Annotated in this window: 20 protein-coding genes; 9 read left to right on the plus strand and 11 right to left on the minus strand. The window is 52.1% G+C overall.

Annotated features, from left to right (window positions below):
* Nucleotides 1–19: 19 nt before the first annotated feature.
* Entirely contained in the window at nucleotides 20–1,282 is a 1,263-nt protein-coding gene (locus RT644_RS02990; RefSeq protein ID WP_044489638.1) for a chloride channel protein, read from the plus strand.
* 259 nt (nucleotides 1,283–1,541) lie between these two features.
* Here RT644_RS02990 and ompW read toward each other — a convergent pair whose 3' ends face one another.
* Nucleotides 1,542–2,177, minus strand: a complete 636-nt coding sequence (ompW, locus tag RT644_RS02995) for an outer membrane protein OmpW (protein WP_016495855.1) — start codon at nucleotides 2,175–2,177, stop codon at nucleotides 1,542–1,544.
* 281 nt (nucleotides 2,178–2,458) lie between these two features.
* Between ompW and RT644_RS03000 the strand changes: the two genes are divergently transcribed.
* From RT644_RS03000 to yciA, 4 genes are all read left to right on the plus strand, one after another.
* Nucleotides 2,459–2,863 carry a YkgJ family cysteine cluster protein gene (locus RT644_RS03000; RefSeq protein WP_044489346.1) on the plus strand — a complete coding sequence of 135 codons (405 nt, stop codon included), beginning with the start codon at nucleotides 2,459–2,461 and terminating at the stop codon, nucleotides 2,861–2,863.
* Between the two features lie 24 nt (nucleotides 2,864–2,887).
* Complete coding sequence (locus RT644_RS03005) at nucleotides 2,888–3,631, plus strand: YciC family protein (protein ID WP_016495853.1); 744 nt, start codon at nucleotides 2,888–2,890, stop codon at nucleotides 3,629–3,631.
* A 51-nt stretch (nucleotides 3,632–3,682) separates the two neighbouring features.
* A complete protein-coding gene (locus RT644_RS03010; protein ID WP_016495852.1) occupies nucleotides 3,683–4,225 on the plus strand; it encodes a septation protein A in 543 nt (180 codons plus the stop codon).
* A gap of 100 nt (nucleotides 4,226–4,325) precedes the next feature.
* Complete coding sequence (gene yciA, locus RT644_RS03015; protein WP_017457174.1) at nucleotides 4,326–4,724, plus strand: acyl-CoA thioester hydrolase YciA; 399 nt, start codon at nucleotides 4,326–4,328, stop codon at nucleotides 4,722–4,724.
* Between the two features lie 28 nt (nucleotides 4,725–4,752).
* On the opposite strand, the gene tonB is transcribed toward yciA, so the two are convergent.
* The gene (gene tonB / locus RT644_RS03020; protein WP_170956318.1) at nucleotides 4,753–5,472 is read right to left on the minus strand and encodes a TonB system transport protein TonB; all 720 of its coding nucleotides are present in this window, start codon (nucleotides 5,470–5,472) and stop codon (nucleotides 4,753–4,755) included.
* A gap of 219 nt (nucleotides 5,473–5,691) precedes the next feature.
* Here tonB and RT644_RS03025 point away from each other — a divergent pair, with 219 nt between their 5' ends.
* Entirely contained in the window at nucleotides 5,692–5,988 is a 297-nt protein-coding gene (locus tag RT644_RS03025; protein ID WP_016495849.1) for a YciI family protein, read from the plus strand.
* Between the two features lie 192 nt (nucleotides 5,989–6,180).
* Here RT644_RS03025 and RT644_RS03030 read toward each other — a convergent pair whose 3' ends face one another.
* From RT644_RS03030 to RT644_RS03040, 3 genes are all read right to left on the minus strand, one after another.
* The gene (locus RT644_RS03030; protein ID WP_045513477.1) at nucleotides 6,181–6,519 is read right to left on the minus strand and encodes an SMR family transporter; all 339 of its coding nucleotides are present in this window, start codon (nucleotides 6,517–6,519) and stop codon (nucleotides 6,181–6,183) included.
* Nucleotides 6,520–6,537: 18 nt separating this feature from the next.
* The gene (locus RT644_RS03035) at nucleotides 6,538–7,158 is read right to left on the minus strand and encodes a LysE family translocator (protein WP_045513480.1); all 621 of its coding nucleotides are present in this window, start codon (nucleotides 7,156–7,158) and stop codon (nucleotides 6,538–6,540) included.
* A gap of 65 nt (nucleotides 7,159–7,223) precedes the next feature.
* Complete coding sequence (locus RT644_RS03040; RefSeq protein ID WP_017457170.1) at nucleotides 7,224–7,397, minus strand: YciY family protein; 174 nt, start codon at nucleotides 7,395–7,397, stop codon at nucleotides 7,224–7,226.
* A 140-nt stretch (nucleotides 7,398–7,537) separates the two neighbouring features.
* Here RT644_RS03040 and cls point away from each other — a divergent pair, with 140 nt between their 5' ends.
* Both cls and RT644_RS03050 read left to right on the plus strand, forming a co-directional pair.
* On the plus strand, nucleotides 7,538–8,998 hold the full coding sequence (cls, locus tag RT644_RS03045) for a cardiolipin synthase (RefSeq protein WP_016495845.1): 1,461 nt from the start codon (nucleotides 7,538–7,540) through the stop codon (nucleotides 8,996–8,998).
* 30 nt (nucleotides 8,999–9,028) lie between these two features.
* A complete protein-coding gene (locus RT644_RS03050; protein WP_016495844.1) occupies nucleotides 9,029–9,358 on the plus strand; it encodes an HI1450 family dsDNA-mimic protein in 330 nt (109 codons plus the stop codon).
* 58 nt (nucleotides 9,359–9,416) lie between these two features.
* On the opposite strand, the gene oppF is transcribed toward RT644_RS03050, so the two are convergent.
* The 6 genes from oppF to RT644_RS03080 all read right to left on the minus strand — a co-directional run bounded on the left by oppF (nucleotide 9,417) and on the right by RT644_RS03080 (nucleotide 16,538).
* Entirely contained in the window at nucleotides 9,417–10,421 is a 1,005-nt protein-coding gene (oppF, locus tag RT644_RS03055) for a murein tripeptide/oligopeptide ABC transporter ATP binding protein OppF (protein WP_016495843.1), read from the minus strand.
* Nucleotides 10,418–11,431: an ABC transporter ATP-binding protein gene (locus tag RT644_RS03060; protein WP_045513483.1), complete on the minus strand. Its 1,014-nt coding sequence runs from the start codon at nucleotides 11,429–11,431 to the stop codon at nucleotides 10,418–10,420. The genes oppF and RT644_RS03060 overlap by 4 nt, the downstream gene beginning before the upstream one ends.
* Before the next feature lie 11 nt (nucleotides 11,432–11,442).
* Nucleotides 11,443–12,351: an oligopeptide ABC transporter permease OppC gene (gene oppC / locus RT644_RS03065; protein ID WP_016495841.1), complete on the minus strand. Its 909-nt coding sequence runs from the start codon at nucleotides 12,349–12,351 to the stop codon at nucleotides 11,443–11,445.
* Between the two features lie 14 nt (nucleotides 12,352–12,365).
* Complete coding sequence (gene oppB / locus RT644_RS03070; RefSeq protein ID WP_016495840.1) at nucleotides 12,366–13,286, minus strand: oligopeptide ABC transporter permease OppB; 921 nt, start codon at nucleotides 13,284–13,286, stop codon at nucleotides 12,366–12,368.
* 128 nt (nucleotides 13,287–13,414) lie between these two features.
* A complete protein-coding gene (oppA, locus tag RT644_RS03075) occupies nucleotides 13,415–15,046 on the minus strand; it encodes an oligopeptide ABC transporter substrate-binding protein OppA (protein ID WP_016495839.1) in 1,632 nt (543 codons plus the stop codon).
* Nucleotides 15,047–15,890: 844 nt separating this feature from the next.
* Nucleotides 15,891–16,538 carry a YchE family NAAT transporter gene (locus RT644_RS03080; RefSeq protein WP_313625598.1) on the minus strand — a complete coding sequence of 216 codons (648 nt, stop codon included), beginning with the start codon at nucleotides 16,536–16,538 and terminating at the stop codon, nucleotides 15,891–15,893.
* A gap of 477 nt (nucleotides 16,539–17,015) precedes the next feature.
* On the opposite strand from RT644_RS03080, the gene RT644_RS03085 reads away from it, so the two are divergent.
* Nucleotides 17,016–18,303: aldehyde dehydrogenase family protein (locus RT644_RS03085; protein WP_313625575.1), on the plus strand; the 1,288-nt coding region annotated here is incomplete at its 3' end.

Genomic DNA, 18,303 nt, shown 5'->3' on the forward strand with positions numbered 1-18,303 from the left:
TGACACCGATAAAAACACCATGCGTGAGACCCCTGATTCTTGCTGGCAACGTCGCTGGCTGGCCCTGTTGTTGACCGGGCTGCTTTCCGGCGCGGCTGGCATGTTGATCGCCCTTCTGCTGCATGCCATCCAGCACCTCGCTTTTGGTTATAGCCAGCAATCGCTGATCGGCGGCGCACCATTTCTGCAGGGCGTAACGGATGCCAGCGCTCTGCGCCGTTTTGCTTCTCTTGCTGCCGCGGGTGTGGTGGCAGGCTGGGGTTGGTGGCTCCTGGCGCGCTATGCAAAAAAACGTGTCGGTGTGGTCGCTGCGCTAAAAGATGTTCAGCGCCCGATGCCTGCTTTCACCACCTTAACTCATGCGCTCTTGCAAGTTGTTACCGTGGCGATGGGCTCGCCGCTCGGGCGTGAAAGCGCACCGCGAGAAGTTGGTGCCCTGTTTGGCGGTGGGATCGCGCGGCATATCGGCTTAAATGCGCAAGAGACGAGGCTGGTGATCGCCTGCGGCGCAGGTGCCGGGCTGGCGGCGGTATATAACGTCCCGCTGGCGGGCGCGATTTTTACCCTCGAGGTGTTGCTGGTCACGATCAGTTGGGATGCGGTCATTGCCGCCATTGTCACCTCCGCTCTCGCTGCGTTCGTGGCATCGCTGGTACTGGGCAACGAGCGACAATATCTTTTTACCGCCCCCGCCGCGCACCTGTCCTTGATTATCTGGGCTACCTTGTCCGGCCCGTTGTTCGGCTATGCCGCCAGTCTGTTCCGGCGGATGACCAAAAACGCGCGCGCACAGGTGAAAACCAACTGGCAGATGCCGGTCTTCTGTTTTATCGCTTTTGCCTGTCTCGGCTTGCTCGCTATCTGGTTTCCGCAATTACCAGGCAACGGACGCGGTCCGGTGCAACTCAGTTTTGGCGGAGGCGTTACGCTGCCGCTGGCGGCAATGTTGATCGGGTTGAAAGTGTTGAGTATCTGGATGGTGCTGCGCAGCGGAGCCGAAGGCGGCCTGCTCACGCCAGGTCTGGCGATCGGTGCCCTGCTGGGAGCGCTGATGTTCCTGCTGGTTGGGCAATTTTTCCCCGGTGGCAGTATGGCGGAATTCGCGCTGACCGGTGGCGCGGCTTTTCTCGCCTCGTCGATGCAAATGCCGCTCACTGCCATTGTGCTGCTGATGGAATTCACCGGCATGGATTTCAGCTTTTTTGTGCCGTTGACCCTCTGTGTTGCAGGTGCGTATATGACGTGCCGCTATTGCGAGTCGCGCGTTCGTTTACGGCGCTGAAAGCGCCATCAGGTTTCTGATAGCTGCGGGAAAAATATTAAACGCTGACATTCGTAATGCGTCATCTCGCAGTTGGCCGCGCACCATGAGGTCTGGACAAACGAGGGTTTATCCCGCGGCTTACGGTGATCTTTGTGGTTGGTGCGCGTAGCGTGATGGCGCTGGGGAGCGGTTACATACGCTAAAAGAAATCCGCATGGTGATACGGCATAGAAGTGCGTGGAAACTGGTTATTGTGAAACCAGTTTCCACAATACGCTTAAAAACGATAACCAGCAGAGAACATAAATACCCACGGATCCAGGCGAGTATGTACGCTTTGTTGCTCACCATTCGCTTTAAAGCGCACATCCGTATCGATATCCATCCACCAGACTGACATGTTAATCAGCCAGTTGCGGTTGATTAAGTAATCCAGACCGGCTTGCCCCGCCACGCCCCAGGAGTCTTTCAAACTCAAATCCGACAGCCCGGCCGCTTTCCCGGTATCGTTAAATTTCTCATCAAAGAAAGTGGTGTAGTTTACGCCTGCCCCAAGATATGGGCGCAATTTGCTCTGTGAATCACCGAAATACCACTGCGCCATCAATGTCGGCGGCAGGTGGTGCACAGTGGCGATGTCGCCGGTTGGCCCGGTGCCAACGCGGTGGCGAAACGGCGTCGCGGCCAGTAATTCAACGCCGATGTTGTCGGTCGCCATCCAGCTCATCGTCACACCAAGTTGGGTGTTATTGTTGACATTAAAACTGCCCAGAGCGCCTAAAACGTTATCAGAACCTTCCGTCGGACGTACCGTCGCAGAACCGGCTCGAATGAAAAACTCGCCAGCTTCATGCGCGTATACACCTGTAGAAAGACTACTCAGGATCAATGCTGCCACGGCTAACTTCTTCATATCCACTCCATGTTTAAGGTTTTTATCGCGCCGTGAATATACCTATAATTGAGTACAAAGTGATCCAACACAGATCACACTTGACCCCGTAATTTAACATTCATTGATCTGGGTTAATTTTCACTACTCGTTACACTCATTAACTTTTGTATTTAAATCAATTTCCGCTTTGTGAGGCGGTTAAAAAAATACCTGTTCGCCCATCTTGTGCGCGTTCTGCGGCAGCGATAATTTATTGGCCTGACAATTTATGTTGATGCGTGGTTAAGTGCAGGTGTGCTATGAGTGATGTGAATCCGTGCATGTCGTGCGGAGCCTGTTGTGCGTATTTTCGAGTCTCTTTCTATTGGGCTGAAGCGGATGACGCTGGCGGCCCTGTCCCGGCTCAACTCACCGAGCCGCTAACCCCCTTTCTGCGCTGCATGAGCGGAACCAACCAAAAGCAGAGCCGCTGTACGGCGCTGCAGGGTACGCCCGGCGAGTCGGCCAGTTGCAGTATTTATGCGAACAGACCCTCTCCCTGCCGGGAATTTGCGATGTCCGGCGAAGACGGAAAGGTTAATGAAGCCTGCGATCGTGCTCGCGCGCGCTACGGTTTAGCGCCTCTTTACAAAGATATGCTTTTCCATACAAGCAGCGATGCTGCCACTGAGAGTGTATTCGGGGTACAATTGCCCGCAATTTAACACCGCTATACTCAAGGAGAGTGCATGTCTATCACGGCGAAGTCCGTTTACCGTGACACGGGGAATTTTTTTCGTAATCAGTTCGTTACCATTTTACTGATCGCGCTGCTTTGTGCGTTTATCACGTTCTTACTTGGGAGCGCCTTTAAGCCCAGTGATGAGCAACTCTCCATTTTAAGTGAAGGGGATAATCTTGCAGGCAGCGTCGGGTTGTTTGAACTGGTGCAAAATATGACGCCGGAGCAGCAACAAGTGCTGCTCCGCGCCTCTGCGGCGTCGACGTTTTCCGGCCTTGTTGGCAATGCGATTCTCGCTGGTGGCGTGCTGCTGATGATCCAGATGATTTCTGCGGGTCAGCGCATCAGCGCGTTGCGGGCGATTGGTGCCAGCGCCCCACTGTTGCCGAAGCTATTTTTACTGATCCTGCTGACCACGTTTATCGTGCAAATCGGCATTATGTTTGTGATTGTCCCGGGCGTCATTCTGGCGATCCTGCTCGCTTTCGCCCCGGTGATACTGGTGCAGGATAAAACGGGGATTTTCGCTGCCATGCGTAACAGCATGCGTCTTGCCTGGGCGAATATGCGTCTTGTCGCTCCGGCAGTGTTAGGTTGGTTACTGGCGAAAACATTCCTGCTGCTGTTTGCACATAACTTTGCGGTGTTCACTGTAGAAGGCGGTGAAGTGATTGCCAATACGTTGAGCAACCTGATTTCCGCAGCGCTGCTGGTTTATCTGTTCCGCCTCTATATGTTGATGCGTTCGTGATTGTTCCGGTTGCCCGCGTCTGTGGGCTACCCCTTATGATGGAATCGTAGAATGAAGCAGTTTCTTGATTTTCTGCCGTTAGTGGTCTTTTTCGCCTTTTACAAACTGTACGATATCTATGCGGCGACCACTGCGCTGATCATCGCGACCGCTATCGTGCTGATATACAGCTGGGTGCGCTATCGCAAAGTGGAAAAGATGGCGCTGATTACTTTTGTGCTGGTCGCGGTATTCGGCGGGCTGACCCTTTTCTTCCATAACGATGAGTTTATTAAATGGAAGGTGACGGTGATTTATGCCCTGTTTGCTGCAGCGCTGCTCTTCAGCCAGTGGGTAATGAAAAAGCCACTGATCCAGCGCATGCTCGGCAAAGAGATCGCGCTGCCGGAAGCCGTTTGGGGCAAGCTGAACATCGCATGGGCACTGTTCTTTATTTTGTGTGGTCTGGCGAATATCTACATTGCCTTCTGGCTGCCGCAAAATATCTGGGTGAATTTCAAAGTGTTTGGCTTAACCGCCCTGACACTGCTCTTCACCGTGCTGAGCGGTGTTTATATCTACCGCCATATGCCCGCGCAGGACGACAAATCCTGAGAATGAAAGCCAGGCTCTCGCGCCTGGCTTTTTTCTTTCCGAACGCCCCGCATTCGTAGTAGCATCCCGCCATAAATCCCTCATAGCAGAAGAGATAACAATGACAACCCTTCAGGACACTCCCCAGGGAGATCTTGTTTTACGCACATTAGCAATGCCAGCAGACACCAATGCCAACGGCGATATCTTCGGCGGCTGGTTAATGTCACAAATGGATATTGGCGGGGCAATACAAGCCAAGGAAATTGCGCATGGTCGCGTGGTGACGGTGCGCGTTGACGGCATGACTTTTCTTCGCCCGGTCGCGGTGGGCGACGTGGTGTGCTGCTACGCCCGCTGCGTTAAACGGGGCAACACATCAGTGACGATTAATATTGAAGTGTGGGTGAAGAAGGTCTCATCCGAGCCAATTGGTCAGCGCTATAAAGCAACGGAAGCGCTGTTTATTTACGTCGCAGTGGATAATGAAGGTAAACCGCGCCCGTTACCGCAGGCATAAGAAAAAAGCCTCCGTAAGGAGGCTTTTTTTATTCCATTGAGGCACCGCCGTTCAGGCGGAACACAATATTCACAATTAATCCCGAACCCGGTTTCCCGGACTCATAACGCCACTTGCGCATTGCCGCTTTTACTTCACGCTCGAACATATTCGCCGGTTGCGCCGACAATACTTCAACATTCTCAACACGGCCATCTGAGGTGACGTCAAATTTCACTTTTACCCGGCCTTCGATACGCAACGCTTGCGCACGGGCCGGATACTGCGGCTGATTGCGGCTCAGCGCGCGCGGGCCGGCAGGAACAGCCGGCGCTGGCTGGGTTGTTGCCGACGGCGTCGGATTCGCGACCGGGCGTGCGGGCGCGTTATTCTGGAACGGCGAGGCCGGTTGCGGCGTTACCGGTTTGACTTCGCGCTTCGGCTGCTCGACCTTTTTCTCCGGTTTTGGTTTTGGCTTAGGTTTTGGCTGCGGTTTGGGCTTTTCAATCACCACTGGCGCTTCTTTCGGAGGTTCAGGAACGGGTTCCGGCTCGGGCTCCGGTTCAACCACCGGCTCCGGCGGTTGAGCGACCTGAGGCGGTTCCAGATCGGCAGGCGAAACCATCGTTACCGTAATAGGCTGCGCGGGCGCAGGAAGTTCAACGACCTGATGTACCGATGTATAGAGCAGACCCGCCACGACAGCACCGTGAATACCGATGGACAATAGCGTCGGCCAGGGAAAGCGGCGAGGTAAATCGAGGGTCATTGAAGTCATAATCGTGTCAGTTAAAAAACCAGAGCTAGATTTTAAATGCAAATAGCAATCATATTCAACAAGCCATCGCATGCGCAGTCCATTTAGTTGGGTAAATGAGTAAAAAAACCGCATACTTTGCATAGCTGTTATCGCATTGTCATCTTTACATTGCAGTCGTTTCACCTTTCACATAGGGTATGGCTTTCTTATCTGTAAGGAGTTCTGCCCGTGCTGTACGTTATTTTTGCTGAAGATATTGCTGACTCGCTCGAAAAACGTTTGTCCGTGCGCCCTGCCCATCTGGCAAGACTGCAACTGCTGCACGATGAAGGCCGCCTGCTGACGGCTGGCCCAATGCCGGCCGTTGACAGCAACGATCCGGGAGCGGCGGGTTTTACTGGCTCGACGGTGATTGCTGAGTTTGAATCGCTGGAAGCGGCGAAGTCCTGGGCAGAAGCCGATCCCTATGTCGCTGCCGGGGTTTACCAGAACGTAACGGTGAAGCCGTTCAAAAAAGTATTCTAAAAAGAAAAGACCCGCCATGGCGGGTCTTTTACATTACAGGCGGCTTCAGAAACCCGCAGCATTGCACATCCGGCTGGTGAGTTGATCGCCTGTGCAAATCGCGGCGTATCAACGAAATCGCCCGCGACTAACATATACCTGCTTCCTGCGGTATATATAGACAGGCAGATCGCCTGGTCGGGTTTTTATTATTTAATGCCCAACGCTTTTGGAAAAAAGATTAATAATCACCACCCCGGCGATAATTAACCCCATCCCCATGATTGCCGGCATATCCAGTTTTTGCCCGTGTACAAGCCAGCCAGCAAGACCTATCAGCACAATACCTGCACCTGACCAGATGGCATAAATCACCCCGGTAGGCAGAGTGCGCATCGTAATTGTCAGGCACCAGAATGCAATGCAATACCCGGCGATACTGATAATACCGGGTAACAAACGGGTAAAGCTGTCGGAAGATTTCAGCGCCGTGGTGGCAATCACTTCCATCACAATGGCAATACTAAGAAAGATAAAGGCTTCTTTATTCATATGGGTTACCGGACAATATTAACGTTTACTCAGCGCCAGACGGGTGGCAAACAGCAAAAAGACCATGCCCGTGCAACGATCCATCCAGCGTATGACTTTTTCTTTACGCAGGAATGACGCCAGCGGGCGCGTGGCAGAAATCAGTAGCGTCGACCAGCAGGTGCCCAGTAAAAGATGAATAAAAACCAGGCCAAACGTCCACGCGATCGGCGGTTGCCCCTGCGGAATAAACTGCGGCAAAAATGAGACATAAAAAATGCCCACTTTCGGGTTAAGTACGTTGCCGAACATCCCTTTGATAAACCAGTTCTGCGATTTCGTATCACTTGCGTCTACCGCCGCAAACGATCTGCGCGGGCGCAGCAACATGTTCAGGCCCAACCAGCATAAATAGGCAGCACCGCAATATTTCAGGATATTGTACGCCAGCTCAGAGACTGCGATCAGTGCGCCCAGACCAAACGCCACCATTGCGCCCCAGATAAGGCAACCGGTGTTGATTCCCATCTGTGCCTTGAAGGCCTCTTTGCGCCCCTCAACGGTCGCGGTGCGTAGTATCAGCGCCGTGTCCAGCCCCGGTGTTAATGTCAAAAGCGTGGCGGCGAAGGTAAAAGCCAGCAGACTATCCATTACCGACATACGACAACTCCCTCTTTAGCACTAAGTCCAGAAACGATCGCGGGCACCTGTTCGGTGCCCGGATATTAAAGATCGTAAATAGCGAATAACAGCACATTACGATGACGGTTTACGCCACATTTCCTGATGGCGTGGATGCGCATATTGCGTCGTGATTGCGCTTCCAGCCAGCGCGCTTTACGGCGGCTCATCTGCCGCAGCATACGCCAGCGCCCCACTTCCGTTCGACTACGCTTCATTTTTACAACTCAAAACTTAACAGAAACGCCATTATAGTCCGTCAACTTCGCCAGGCCAGCGCTTTTCGGCGTTTTTATTTGCCAGATGAATGCGGATGCGTACACTCATGAAATACGGTTTTTAAAAAGGATTTTTATCTATGTCCGCTTTTTACACGGTAATGAGTTGGCTGATTGTCCTGGGTTACTGGCTACTGATTGCTGGTGTAACACTGCGCATATTGATGAAGCGCCGCGCGGTCACCTCCGCGATGGCGTGGTTATTGATTATTTACATCCTGCCGCTGGTTGGGATCATCGCCTATCTTTCCTTGGGTGAGCTGCACCTTGGAAAACGTCGCGCCGAGCGTGCCCGCGCTATGTGGCCTTCAACTGCCAAGTGGCTGAATGATCTGAAAAATTTCAAGCATATCTTTGCCACTGAAAACAGCGGTGTGGCGTCGTCTCTTTTCAAGCTTTGCGAGCGACGTCAGGGGATCGCCGGGGTTAAGGGCAACCAGTTGCAGCTACTTACCTCAACCGATGATGTCATGCAGGCATTGATCCGCGACATCCAGCTCGCCCGCCACAATATTGAGATGGTGTTTTACATCTGGCAACCCGGCGGAATGGCGGATCAGGTGGCCGAATCGTTAATGGCCGCAGCGCGCCGCGGCGTACACTGTCGGCTGTTGCTGGACTCTGCCGGCAGCGTGGCGTTTTTCCGCAGCCCGTGGGCAACCATGATGCGAAACGCCGGCATTGAAGTGGTCGAAGCGCTGAAAGTGAATTTAATGCGTGTTTTTCTGCGCCGCATGGATTTACGCCAGCACCGGAAAATCGTGTTGATAGATAATTACATCGCCTACACCGGCAGTATGAATCTGGTTGATCCGCGCTTCTTTAAGCAAGATGCTGGCGTCGGTCAGTGGGTCGATTTGATGGCGCGCATGGAAGGTCCGATCGCTACGGCAATGGGGATTGTTTACTCTTGCGACTGGGAAATTGAAACCGGAAAACGCATTCTCCCCCCGCCGCCGGACGCCAACATCATGCCTTTTGAGGAGGCCAGCGGCCACACCATTCACACCATTGCTTCCGGGCCTGGTTTTCCGGAAGATCTGATCCATCAGGCATTGCTGACCGCTGTCTACGCCTCGCGCGAATATTTAATTATGACCACGCCCTATTTCGTACCCAGCGACGACCTGCTGCATGCGATTTGTACGGCTGCTCAGCGCGGTGTGGACGTGAGTATTATTCTGCCGCGCAAAAACGATTCGCTGCTGGTCGGCTGGGCCAGTCGGGCATTTTTTGGCGAGTTGCTGGCCGCAGGCGTAAAGATTTACCAGTTCGAAGGCGGTCTGCTGCATACCAAAAGCGTGCTGGTGGATGGCGAACTGAGCCTCATTGGTACTGTAAATCTGGATATGCGTAGCCTGTGGCTGAATTTCGAAATCACGCTGGTGATTGACGATGCCGGTTTCGGTGGCGATCTGGCGGCCGTACAGGATGATTACATCTCCCGCTCCCGCTTACTTGATGCGCGATTGTGGGTAAAACGGCCGTTCTGGCACCGCATTGCTGAACGACTGTTTTACTTCTTCAGTCCGTTGCTGTAAAACGTGCCCAACAGACGCGAAGAGGTAATCATGGAAATGGATCTGAATAATCGCCTGACCGAAGACGAAACCCTTGAGCAGGCTTACGACATCTTCCTCGAACTGGCAGCGGATAATCTCGACCCGGCGGACATCATTCTTTTCAACTTACAGTTTGAAGAGCGTGGCGGCGCTGAGTTGTTTGATCCGGGCGAAGACTGGCAGGAACATGTGGATTACGATTTAAACCCGGACTTCTTCGCTGAGGTGGTCATTGGCCTTGCGGATACCGATGGCGGCGAAATCAATGACATCTTCGCACGCGTCTTACTGTGCCGCGAAAAAGATCACAAACTTTGCCATATTCTCTGGCGCGAATAAGCGCAGAAAGAGAAAAGAAAAAGGGCTGACAGTTGTCAGCCCTTTTTATATGTGTGGATTATAGCGGGTCGACTTTCAGGCAGGAGACCGCATGACGGAAGCTGCCCTCCAGCACCGGACGTGTCTGCGCGCACTCAGGCCCGGCAATCGGGCAGCGAGTACGGAACACGCAGCCCGACGGCGGGTTGATTGGTGACGGCAAATCCCCTTCCAGCAACTGTATCGTCTTGTTCTTTTCCCGATCCGGATCCGGAACCGGCACCGCCGACATCAGCGCTTTGGTATATGGATGCAGCGGGTTCTGGTACACCTCGTCATAAGTGCCAAGCTCTACAGCATGGCCGAGATACATCACCAGCACACGGTCGGAGATATGCTTAACCACCGCCAGGTCGTGGGCGATAAAGATTAGCGACAGCCCCATTTCACGTTGCAGTTGCTGCAGCAGGTTAACGACCTGCGCCTGGATTGAAACATCCAGCGCGGAAACCGGCTCATCACAAATGATCAGTTTCGGTTCGAGGATCAGCGCGCGGGCAATACCGATACGCTGACACTGGCCACCGGAGAACTCATGCGGATAGCGGTTAATCAGGTTCGGCAGCAGTCCCACTTTCATCATCATCGTTTTAACGCGATCGCGCACTTCCTGGCGCGACATTTTCGGATGATAGGTGCGCAGCGGTTCGGCGATGATTTCACCGATAGTCATACGTGGGTTCAGTGATGCCAGCGGATCCTGGAATATCATCTGGATATCGCTGCGCACGTCGCGCCACTCTTCCTGCTTCATGCCCAGCAGATCTTTACCCAGCCAGGCCACTTTTCCGTCGGTGGCTTTCACCAGGCCAATAATTGCACGGGCGAAAGTCGACTTGCCGCAACCGGATTCGCCCACCACACCGAGGGTTTCCCCTTCGTACAGACGCAGCGTAACGCCATCAACCGCTTTCAGGGTTTTCGGCGGTTGCCAGAACCACTGCTTGCCATCTTTGATGTCGAAATGCACCTTTAAATCGGCGATTTCCAGCAGCACTTTTCTCTCATCAATCGCGGTATTCATACCAGTTCCTCCACCGATTTAAAGCAGGCGCGCAAACGGCCCGGGGCAAACTCCTCCAGCGGTGGAGCACTGTTACAGATTTCCATCGCGTGCGGGCAGCGCGGCTGGAACGGGCAGCCTTTCGGCAGACGCAGCAGGTTCGGCGGGTTGCCTGGAATGGTCAACAACGCTTCGCCTTCCGTGTCGAGGCGCGGTACGGCATTGAGCAGGCCGATAGAGTACGGATGGGATGGCTGATAGAACACATCGCGCGCTTTGCCATACTCCATGGTACGGCCAGCGTACATCACCAGCACTTTGTCACAGATACCAGCAACAACGCCCAGGTCATGGGTGATCATAATGATTGCGGTGTTGAATTCGCGTTTCAGCTCGTTCAACAGGGTCATGATCTGCGCCTGTACGGTCACGTCCAGCGCGGTGGTCGGTTCATCGGCGATCAACAGTTTTGGCCGGCATAACAACGCCATTGCGATCATGACACGCTGGCGCATACCGCCGGAAAACTCATGCGGATACATGCGCATGCGTTTACGCGCTTCCGGCATTTTCACCGCGTCGAGCATTTTTACGGACTCTTCAAATGCTTCCGCTTTGTTCATGCCTTTGTGCAACATCAGGACTTCCATCAACTGCTCACCTACGCGCATATACGGGTTCAGCGAGGTCATTGGGTCCTGGAAAATCATCGAGATCTGCTCGGCGCGCAGTTTGTTCAGCGCCTGCTCCGGCAGGTTAAGGATCTCTTTGCCGTTGAACGTCGCCGAGCCGCCAATGCGCCCGTTCGCCGCCAGCAACCCCATCAGAGCAAACGCCGTCTGGGATTTACCGGAACCCGATTCACCCACGATACCCAGTGTTTCACCGGCACGCAGCGAGAAGTTCAGGTCATTCACCGCCGTGACGTCGCCATCCGGGGTCTGGAAGGTCACACGCAGATCTTTCACGTCCAGCAGGAGATTGGATTGCTGCTGCGTCGCCGACGCGAATGAGGTTTCAGTTATGCTCATAACAGCACTCCTTAACGGTCTTTCGGATCGAGGGCATCACGCAGGCCATCGCCGATAAAGTTAAAACAGAACAAAGTGATAACCAGGAAACCTGCCGGGAACAGCAGCAACCACGGCGACACTTCCATCGAGTTCGCACCATCGCTTAACAGCGCGCCCCAGCTGCTCAGCGGCTCCTGGGTACCCAGACCGAGGAAGCTCAGGAAGGATTCGAACAGGATCATGCTTGGCACCAGCAGTGAGGCATACACCACCACCACGCCCAGTACGTTTGGCACAATGTGGCGCACAACAATATTAGCGGTAGAAACCCCGCCGACCTGCGCCGCTTCGATAAACTCTTTCCGTTTCAGGCTCAGGGTCTGACCACGCACAATACGCGCCATATCGAGCCAGGAAACCATACCGATAGCAACAAAGATGAGCAGGATGTTTTGCCCAAAGAACGTCACCAGCAGGATCACAAAGAACATAAACGGGAAGGAGTTGAGGATCTCCAGCAAACGCATCATCACCGAGTCCGTTTTGCCGCCCAGGTAGCCGGAAAGTGAACCGTACAGCGTTCCCAGGATAACGGCCACCAGCGCCGCAGCGATACCCACCATCAGCGAGATACGTCCGCCGATTGCCACACGCACCAGCAGGTCGCGCCCCGAAGAGTCAGTACCAAAATAGTGACCGGACTCCATATCCGGCTTGCTGGACATCATGCCCCAGTCGGTATCGAAATAACTAAACTGCGACAGCATCGGTGCTAATGTCACAAACAGGGCTATCAGCAGCAGTACGATCAGGCTTGCTACCGCAGCACGGTTATGCATAAAGCGACGACGTGCGTCCTGCCACAGGCTTCGTCCTTCGACTTCCAGTTTCTCACTGAAGTTTTCCAGCGCCTCGCTGTTTTTCTTACTTAACATCATGGCGAACTCCAGTATTAATAACGAATCTTCGGATCGATAACGGCATACAGCACATCAACAATCGCGTTAAACAGAATGGTCAGCGTGCCAACCAGAATGGTCAGGCTCAGCACCAGCGAATAGTCACGGTTCAGCGCGCCGTTAACGAACAGCTGGCCGATACCCGGCAGACCATAAATGGTCTCGATAACCATGGAACCGGTAATGATGCCGACAAACGCCGGGCCCATATAGGAGAGCACTGGCAGCAGCGCGGGTTTGAGCGCGTGGCGGAAAATGATCCGGCGCATCGGCAACCCTTTGGCACGCGCAGTGCGAATAAAGTTTGAGTGCAAAACTTCAATCATCGAACCGCGAGTGATACGTGCAATGCTGGCAATATAAGCCAGAGACAACGCCACCATCGGCAGGATCATGAATTTCAGTGCCCCGCCATTCCAGCCGCCCGCGGGCAGCCACTTCAGCACGATGGCGAAGATCATCACCAATAACGGCGCGACAACGAAGCTCGGGATAACGACCCCGGTCATTGCCAGCCCCATCACCGTATAGTCCCATCGGGTATTCTGGTTAAGCGCGGCTACGACACCGGCCGTAACGCCAAAGACAATCGCCAGAATAAATGCCGCCGCACCTAATTTTGCGGAAACCGGGAAGCTTGCCGCTACCAGGTCATTCACGGTGTAGTCTTTGTATTTGAATGACGGCCCGAAATCGAAATGCGCCAGCTGTTTCAGATAACTGAAATATTGCGTGGTGATCGGGTCGTTTAAATGATATTTCGCTTCAATATTCGCCATGACCTCTGGCGCCAGCGCACGTTCACCGGTGAATGGACTTCCCGGCGCGAGACGCATCATAAAGAACGAGATGGTAATAAGAATGAAAAGTGTTGGGATCGCTTCAAGACAGCGACGTAGGATAAATTTCAACATTGCCCGTACCTTCTGGCCTGTGCCTTTTACACATTCTCTTTCAGGCGGTTAAGCCTGCGACCGATGTGTGTTCTGGTGCGATAAAATAAGACACTGTGGGGCAGGTCGCCCTGCCCCACTCATTGCCATTAATGCTTGATAATATACAAGTTTTTAACGTAGATATTATCCATCGGGTCTTTACCGGTGTAGCCACCAACCCAGGTTTTCACCAGACGGGCGTTCACGTAGTAGTAAACCGGAACGATCGCCGAGTCTTTATCCAGTTGCTGTTCAGCTTTGGAATAAAGCTCGCTGCGCTGTGCTTCGTCAGTGACTTTCAGCGTGTCGCCGATCAGCTTGTCAAACGCCGGGCTCTTATAGTGCGCGGTGTTGTTGGAGCTGTCAGAGAGCATGGTATTCAGGAAGGAGGTCGGTTCGTTGTAGTCCGCACACCAGCCCGCACGTGCAACATCAAAGGTGCCCTGATGACGCGTGTCGAGGAAGGTTTTCCACTCCTGGTTTTCCAGCTTAACGTCTACGCCAAGGTTTTTCTTCCAGATGGAAGCCACAGCGATCGCCAGTTTTTTATGCAGATCGGAGGTGTTATACAGCAGGCTGAACGACAGCGGTTTGTCTGCGGTGTAGCCAGCTTCGGCCAGCAGTTTTTTCGCTTCCGCGTTACGCTGTTCCTGGGTCATTTTGAACCAGGCCGGTTCAGTCAATTTTGCGCCATCGGTGTACGGCGGCGTGTAGCTGTATGCCGGCAGATCGCCCTGGTTTTTCACTTTGTTGACGATGATGTCGCGATCCAGCGCCAGTTTCAGCGCGGTACGAACGCGAACGTCAGTGAACGGGGCTTTCTGGTTGTTGATTTCGTAGTAATAAGTACACAGGTACGGGTCGACGTGTACTTCTTTAGGAATCTCTTTTTTCAGCTTCTGGAACAGTTCGATCGGCATGTTGTTATAAGTCATGTCGATTTCGCCGCTGCGGTAACGGTTAACGTCCGTTACTTCAGAAGAGATTGGCAGGTACGTTACCTGGTTAATAACGGTTTTCGCGTTATCCCAGTAATTGGTGTTGCGCTCAAGAACGATACGTTCGTTGACCACCCAATCTTTCAGTTTGTAAGCACCGTTGGTCACGATGTTCGCCGGCTGGGTCCATTTTTCGCCGAATTTTTCAATGGTGGCTTTAGGCACAGCGGAAACAGATGGGTGAACCAGCAGTTTATAGAAATAAGGAACCGGCTCGCTCAGGGTGACTTCAAAGGTGTAATCATCAATTGCTTTTACGCCAAGATCGCTGGTCGGTTTTTTGCCAGCGATAACATCGTCGATATTGGCGATGTGGCCGTACTGCAGATAGCTCGCATACGGAGAAGCGGTTTTCGGATCCGCCAGACGCTGCCAGCTATAAACAAAATCATGCGCCGTTACAGGCGTACCGTCGGACCATTTCGCGTTTTTACGCAGATGGAAGGTCCAGACTTTAAAATCTTTATTATCCCACGACTCTGCGACACCGGCAGTCGGGTGACCCTGAACATCGGAGATCAGCAGACCTTCAAACAGGTCGCGGTTGATATTGGATTCAGGAACCCCTTCGATTTTATGCGGATCGAGAGATTGCACTTCAGAACCGTTGTTACGAACCAGCGTTTGCTTCTCCGCCAGTTGTACTCCTGCCGGTACATCGGCAGCCATTGCCGCGTTACCGGTAATTAGTGCAGTCAAAATCCCCGCAGCTACCAGACTTTTCTTTGTGATGATGGACATTGTGTTGTTACTCCACTCATTATAATTACTGACGTTCACGCCAGCGTGTTTCATCCCCTGTTGGGGGCCTGTATAGCGCAGGAGCTTTTTGGCGCTATCAGACATCTTTTTTACTGCTGCTATCACCGACTTTTTTTATTACGGACTGCTCAAACGGCAATCTTGCGTCGATTCTGTTACGCGTCTCCCCTGTCGAGACGCGCGGTGTTCATTATGACGAACGTTTTATATGAAAACGATTCTCATCTGAGCTGTTTATTCTGCAAATTATAAGGTCGAGAAACATAATGGGCGGAAAATAACAAATGCCCTCTGCTGCCGCCAATACATTTTGCAAATTTGTTAACCATTTCTCTTTTACGACACAGCATCAAGCGCAAGGCGATAGCTTTTCAGCCTCCCTGTAAAATTTTTATCTATTATTATCAATGAGATAAATGAACATCACCACCATGTGATGTTTTTCGACTGACGCTGTGCTTTTTTGCACAAAAAAGCAACAATTGACTACTTTTTAGCACATTCATCTGCGAGGAGATTGAAAGTACTAATATCATTTCAATTATGTCACGGCAAGCCCAATAGTATTATGTGACAGAAATAACAGGTGCGATTGCGCGAATTCCGCACAGCAGAGATTCGTTATACTTATAATTCGCTGATTGACAACAGATTTTCTGATTAGTGTAATTTATTATACTTTCCGCCGTTTTGCGCTTTCGTCATATGTTTTGCTGATTTTGCGCGTTCCTTGACAGCCATTTTGCAACGTAAAACGGTCATCGCTATATAGAAGAAAGCATAACGACAACCTTTTTATTTCCTTATTAAAGGAAGAAGTGAATCAGTTCAGCAAACCAGGAAATAGCGATCTCGCCCCCGCGACAATAAACTCAATACCCAGCGCCATAAGTAACAATCCCATAATACGCGTAATGACGTTGATTCCCGTTTGCCCAAGCAAACGCACCAGCCAGGGCGCGATACGAAATAGCCCCCAGGAGCTGAGCGCAAACAGCGCGATCGCAACGGTAAAACCGATTAGATGCTCAATGGTGTGATAGCGTGTTCCCCAGACAATGGTGGAACTGATCGCCCCCGGCCCCGCCATCAGAGGCAAGGCTAACGGTACCACGCCAATACTTTCGCGGATGGCTGTCTCTGACTTTTCTTGTTTATTCTGCTTATCTTCACCCAGTTTCCCGCTGATCATCGACATGGCAATAGTCACCACCAGAATGCCCCCGGCAATGCGGAACGAATCGATCGAAATACCAAACAGCTGCAATATGGCATCGCCAAGAAACAGAGATGTCCAGAGAATAATGGCCACGGACAGATTGGCGGTGAGATTCGTTTTATTGCGTGCGGCGGTCATCTGGTAGCTGGTCATGCTAATAAAGACCGGAATAATGCCGACCGGATTGACCAACGCAAACAGGCCAATAAAAAATTTAAAATAGAGGGGAAGATCGAACACGGTGTGCTCCACTGTAGGTTTCGTAACGTTGTCAGATAAATAACCTATCGGCACGACAGGAAAATCCATGCAGAAGATACGCGTTTTCGCTGCGTAGTTCATCATGATTTCCGTGGAAATTCGCAGCAATACAGCATGTTATTCAGTTGTGGGAATTGTGATAATCTTAGAGCGCGCCTGGCCATATGCCATTAACATTTGCTACAAACGCCCAAAAATGGGCTGCTGAAAGGTGTCAGCTTCGCTGAAATTTGATGTAGATCACGCAACGCTTACTCAGAAGTGGGTAATCTTGATGGCACGAGAAGAGCTCAAAAGTGTCAGTAAGTGCGTAGTATCCTTGAGGCTCTTTCAGTAAATCAGTGGTGGATGGTCTAGCGTTAACTCTTTGTTTTTATGAAATTTACGCAACCTGCAGCCGGTCTGTCTATACTATCCAATTAGGCAGCTGGTTTACTAAAAGAGTTTAAACATTATCAGGAGAGCATTATGGCTGTTACTAATGTCGCTGAACTTAACGCACTCGTTGAACGCGTGAAGAAAGCCCAGCGTGAATATGCCAACTTTACTCAAGAGCAAGTAGATAAAATCTTCCGTGCTGCCGCTCTGGCCGCCGCAGATGCTCGTATCCCGCTGGCAAAAATGGCGGTTGCCGAATCCGGCATGGGTATTGTTGAAGACAAAGTGATTAAAAACCACTTCGCTTCCGAATATATTTACAACGCGTATAAAGACGAGAAAACCTGCGGCGTTCTGTCAGAAGATGACACCTTCGGCACCATTACCATTGCAGAACCAATCGGCATTATCTGTGGTATCGTTCCGACCACTAACCCAACCTCTACCGCTATCTTTAAATCACTGATTAGCCTGAAGACCCGTAACGCCATCATTTTTTCCCCGCATCCGCGCGCTAAAGATGCCACCAACAAAGCAGCTGATATCGTACTGCAAGCAGCCATTGCCGCTGGCGCCCCGAAAGATCTGATCGGCTGGATTGACCAACCGTCTGTAGAACTGTCTAACGCATTAATGCACCACCCGGATATCAACCTGATCCTCGCCACTGGCGGCCCAGGCATGGTAAAAGCGGCGTACAGCTCCGGTAAACCGGCGATCGGTGTAGGTGCAGGTAACACCCCGGTTGTGATTGATGAAACTGCTGATATTAAACGCGCAGTGGCATCCGTACTGATGTCTAAAACCTTCGATAACGGCGTTATCTGTGCTTCTGAACAGTCCGTTGTTGTAGTTGATTCTGTCTACGATGCGGTTCGTGAGCGTTTCGCCAGCCATGGCGGTTACCTGCTTCAGGGTAAAGAGTTAAAAGCCGTTCAGGACATTATCCTGAAAAATGGCGCGCTCAACGCCGCTATTGTTGGTCAGCCTGCTTATAAAATCGCTGAACTGGCCGGGTTCACCGTTCCAACGACCACTAAGATCCTGATTGGTGAAGTGAAAGTTGTCGATGAGAGCGAACCGTTCGCCCACGAAAAATTGTCCCCGACGCTTGCCATGTACCGCGCGAAAGATTTCGAAGACGCGGTCGAAAAAGCAGAGAAACTTGTCGCCATGGGCGGTATCGGTCATACCTCTTGCCTGTATACCGACCAGGATAACCAGCCAGATCGCGTGGCTCACTTCGGTCAGAAGATGAAAACCGCGCGTATCCTGATTAACACCCCGGCTTCTCAGGGTGGTATCGGTGACCTGTATAACTTTAAACTCGCGCCTTCCCTGACTCTGGGTTGTGGTTCCTGGGGTGGTAACTCCATCT

The organism is Kosakonia sp. (assembly GCF_032104925.1).
Taxonomy (GTDB): Bacteria; Pseudomonadota; Gammaproteobacteria; order Enterobacterales; family Enterobacteriaceae; genus Kosakonia.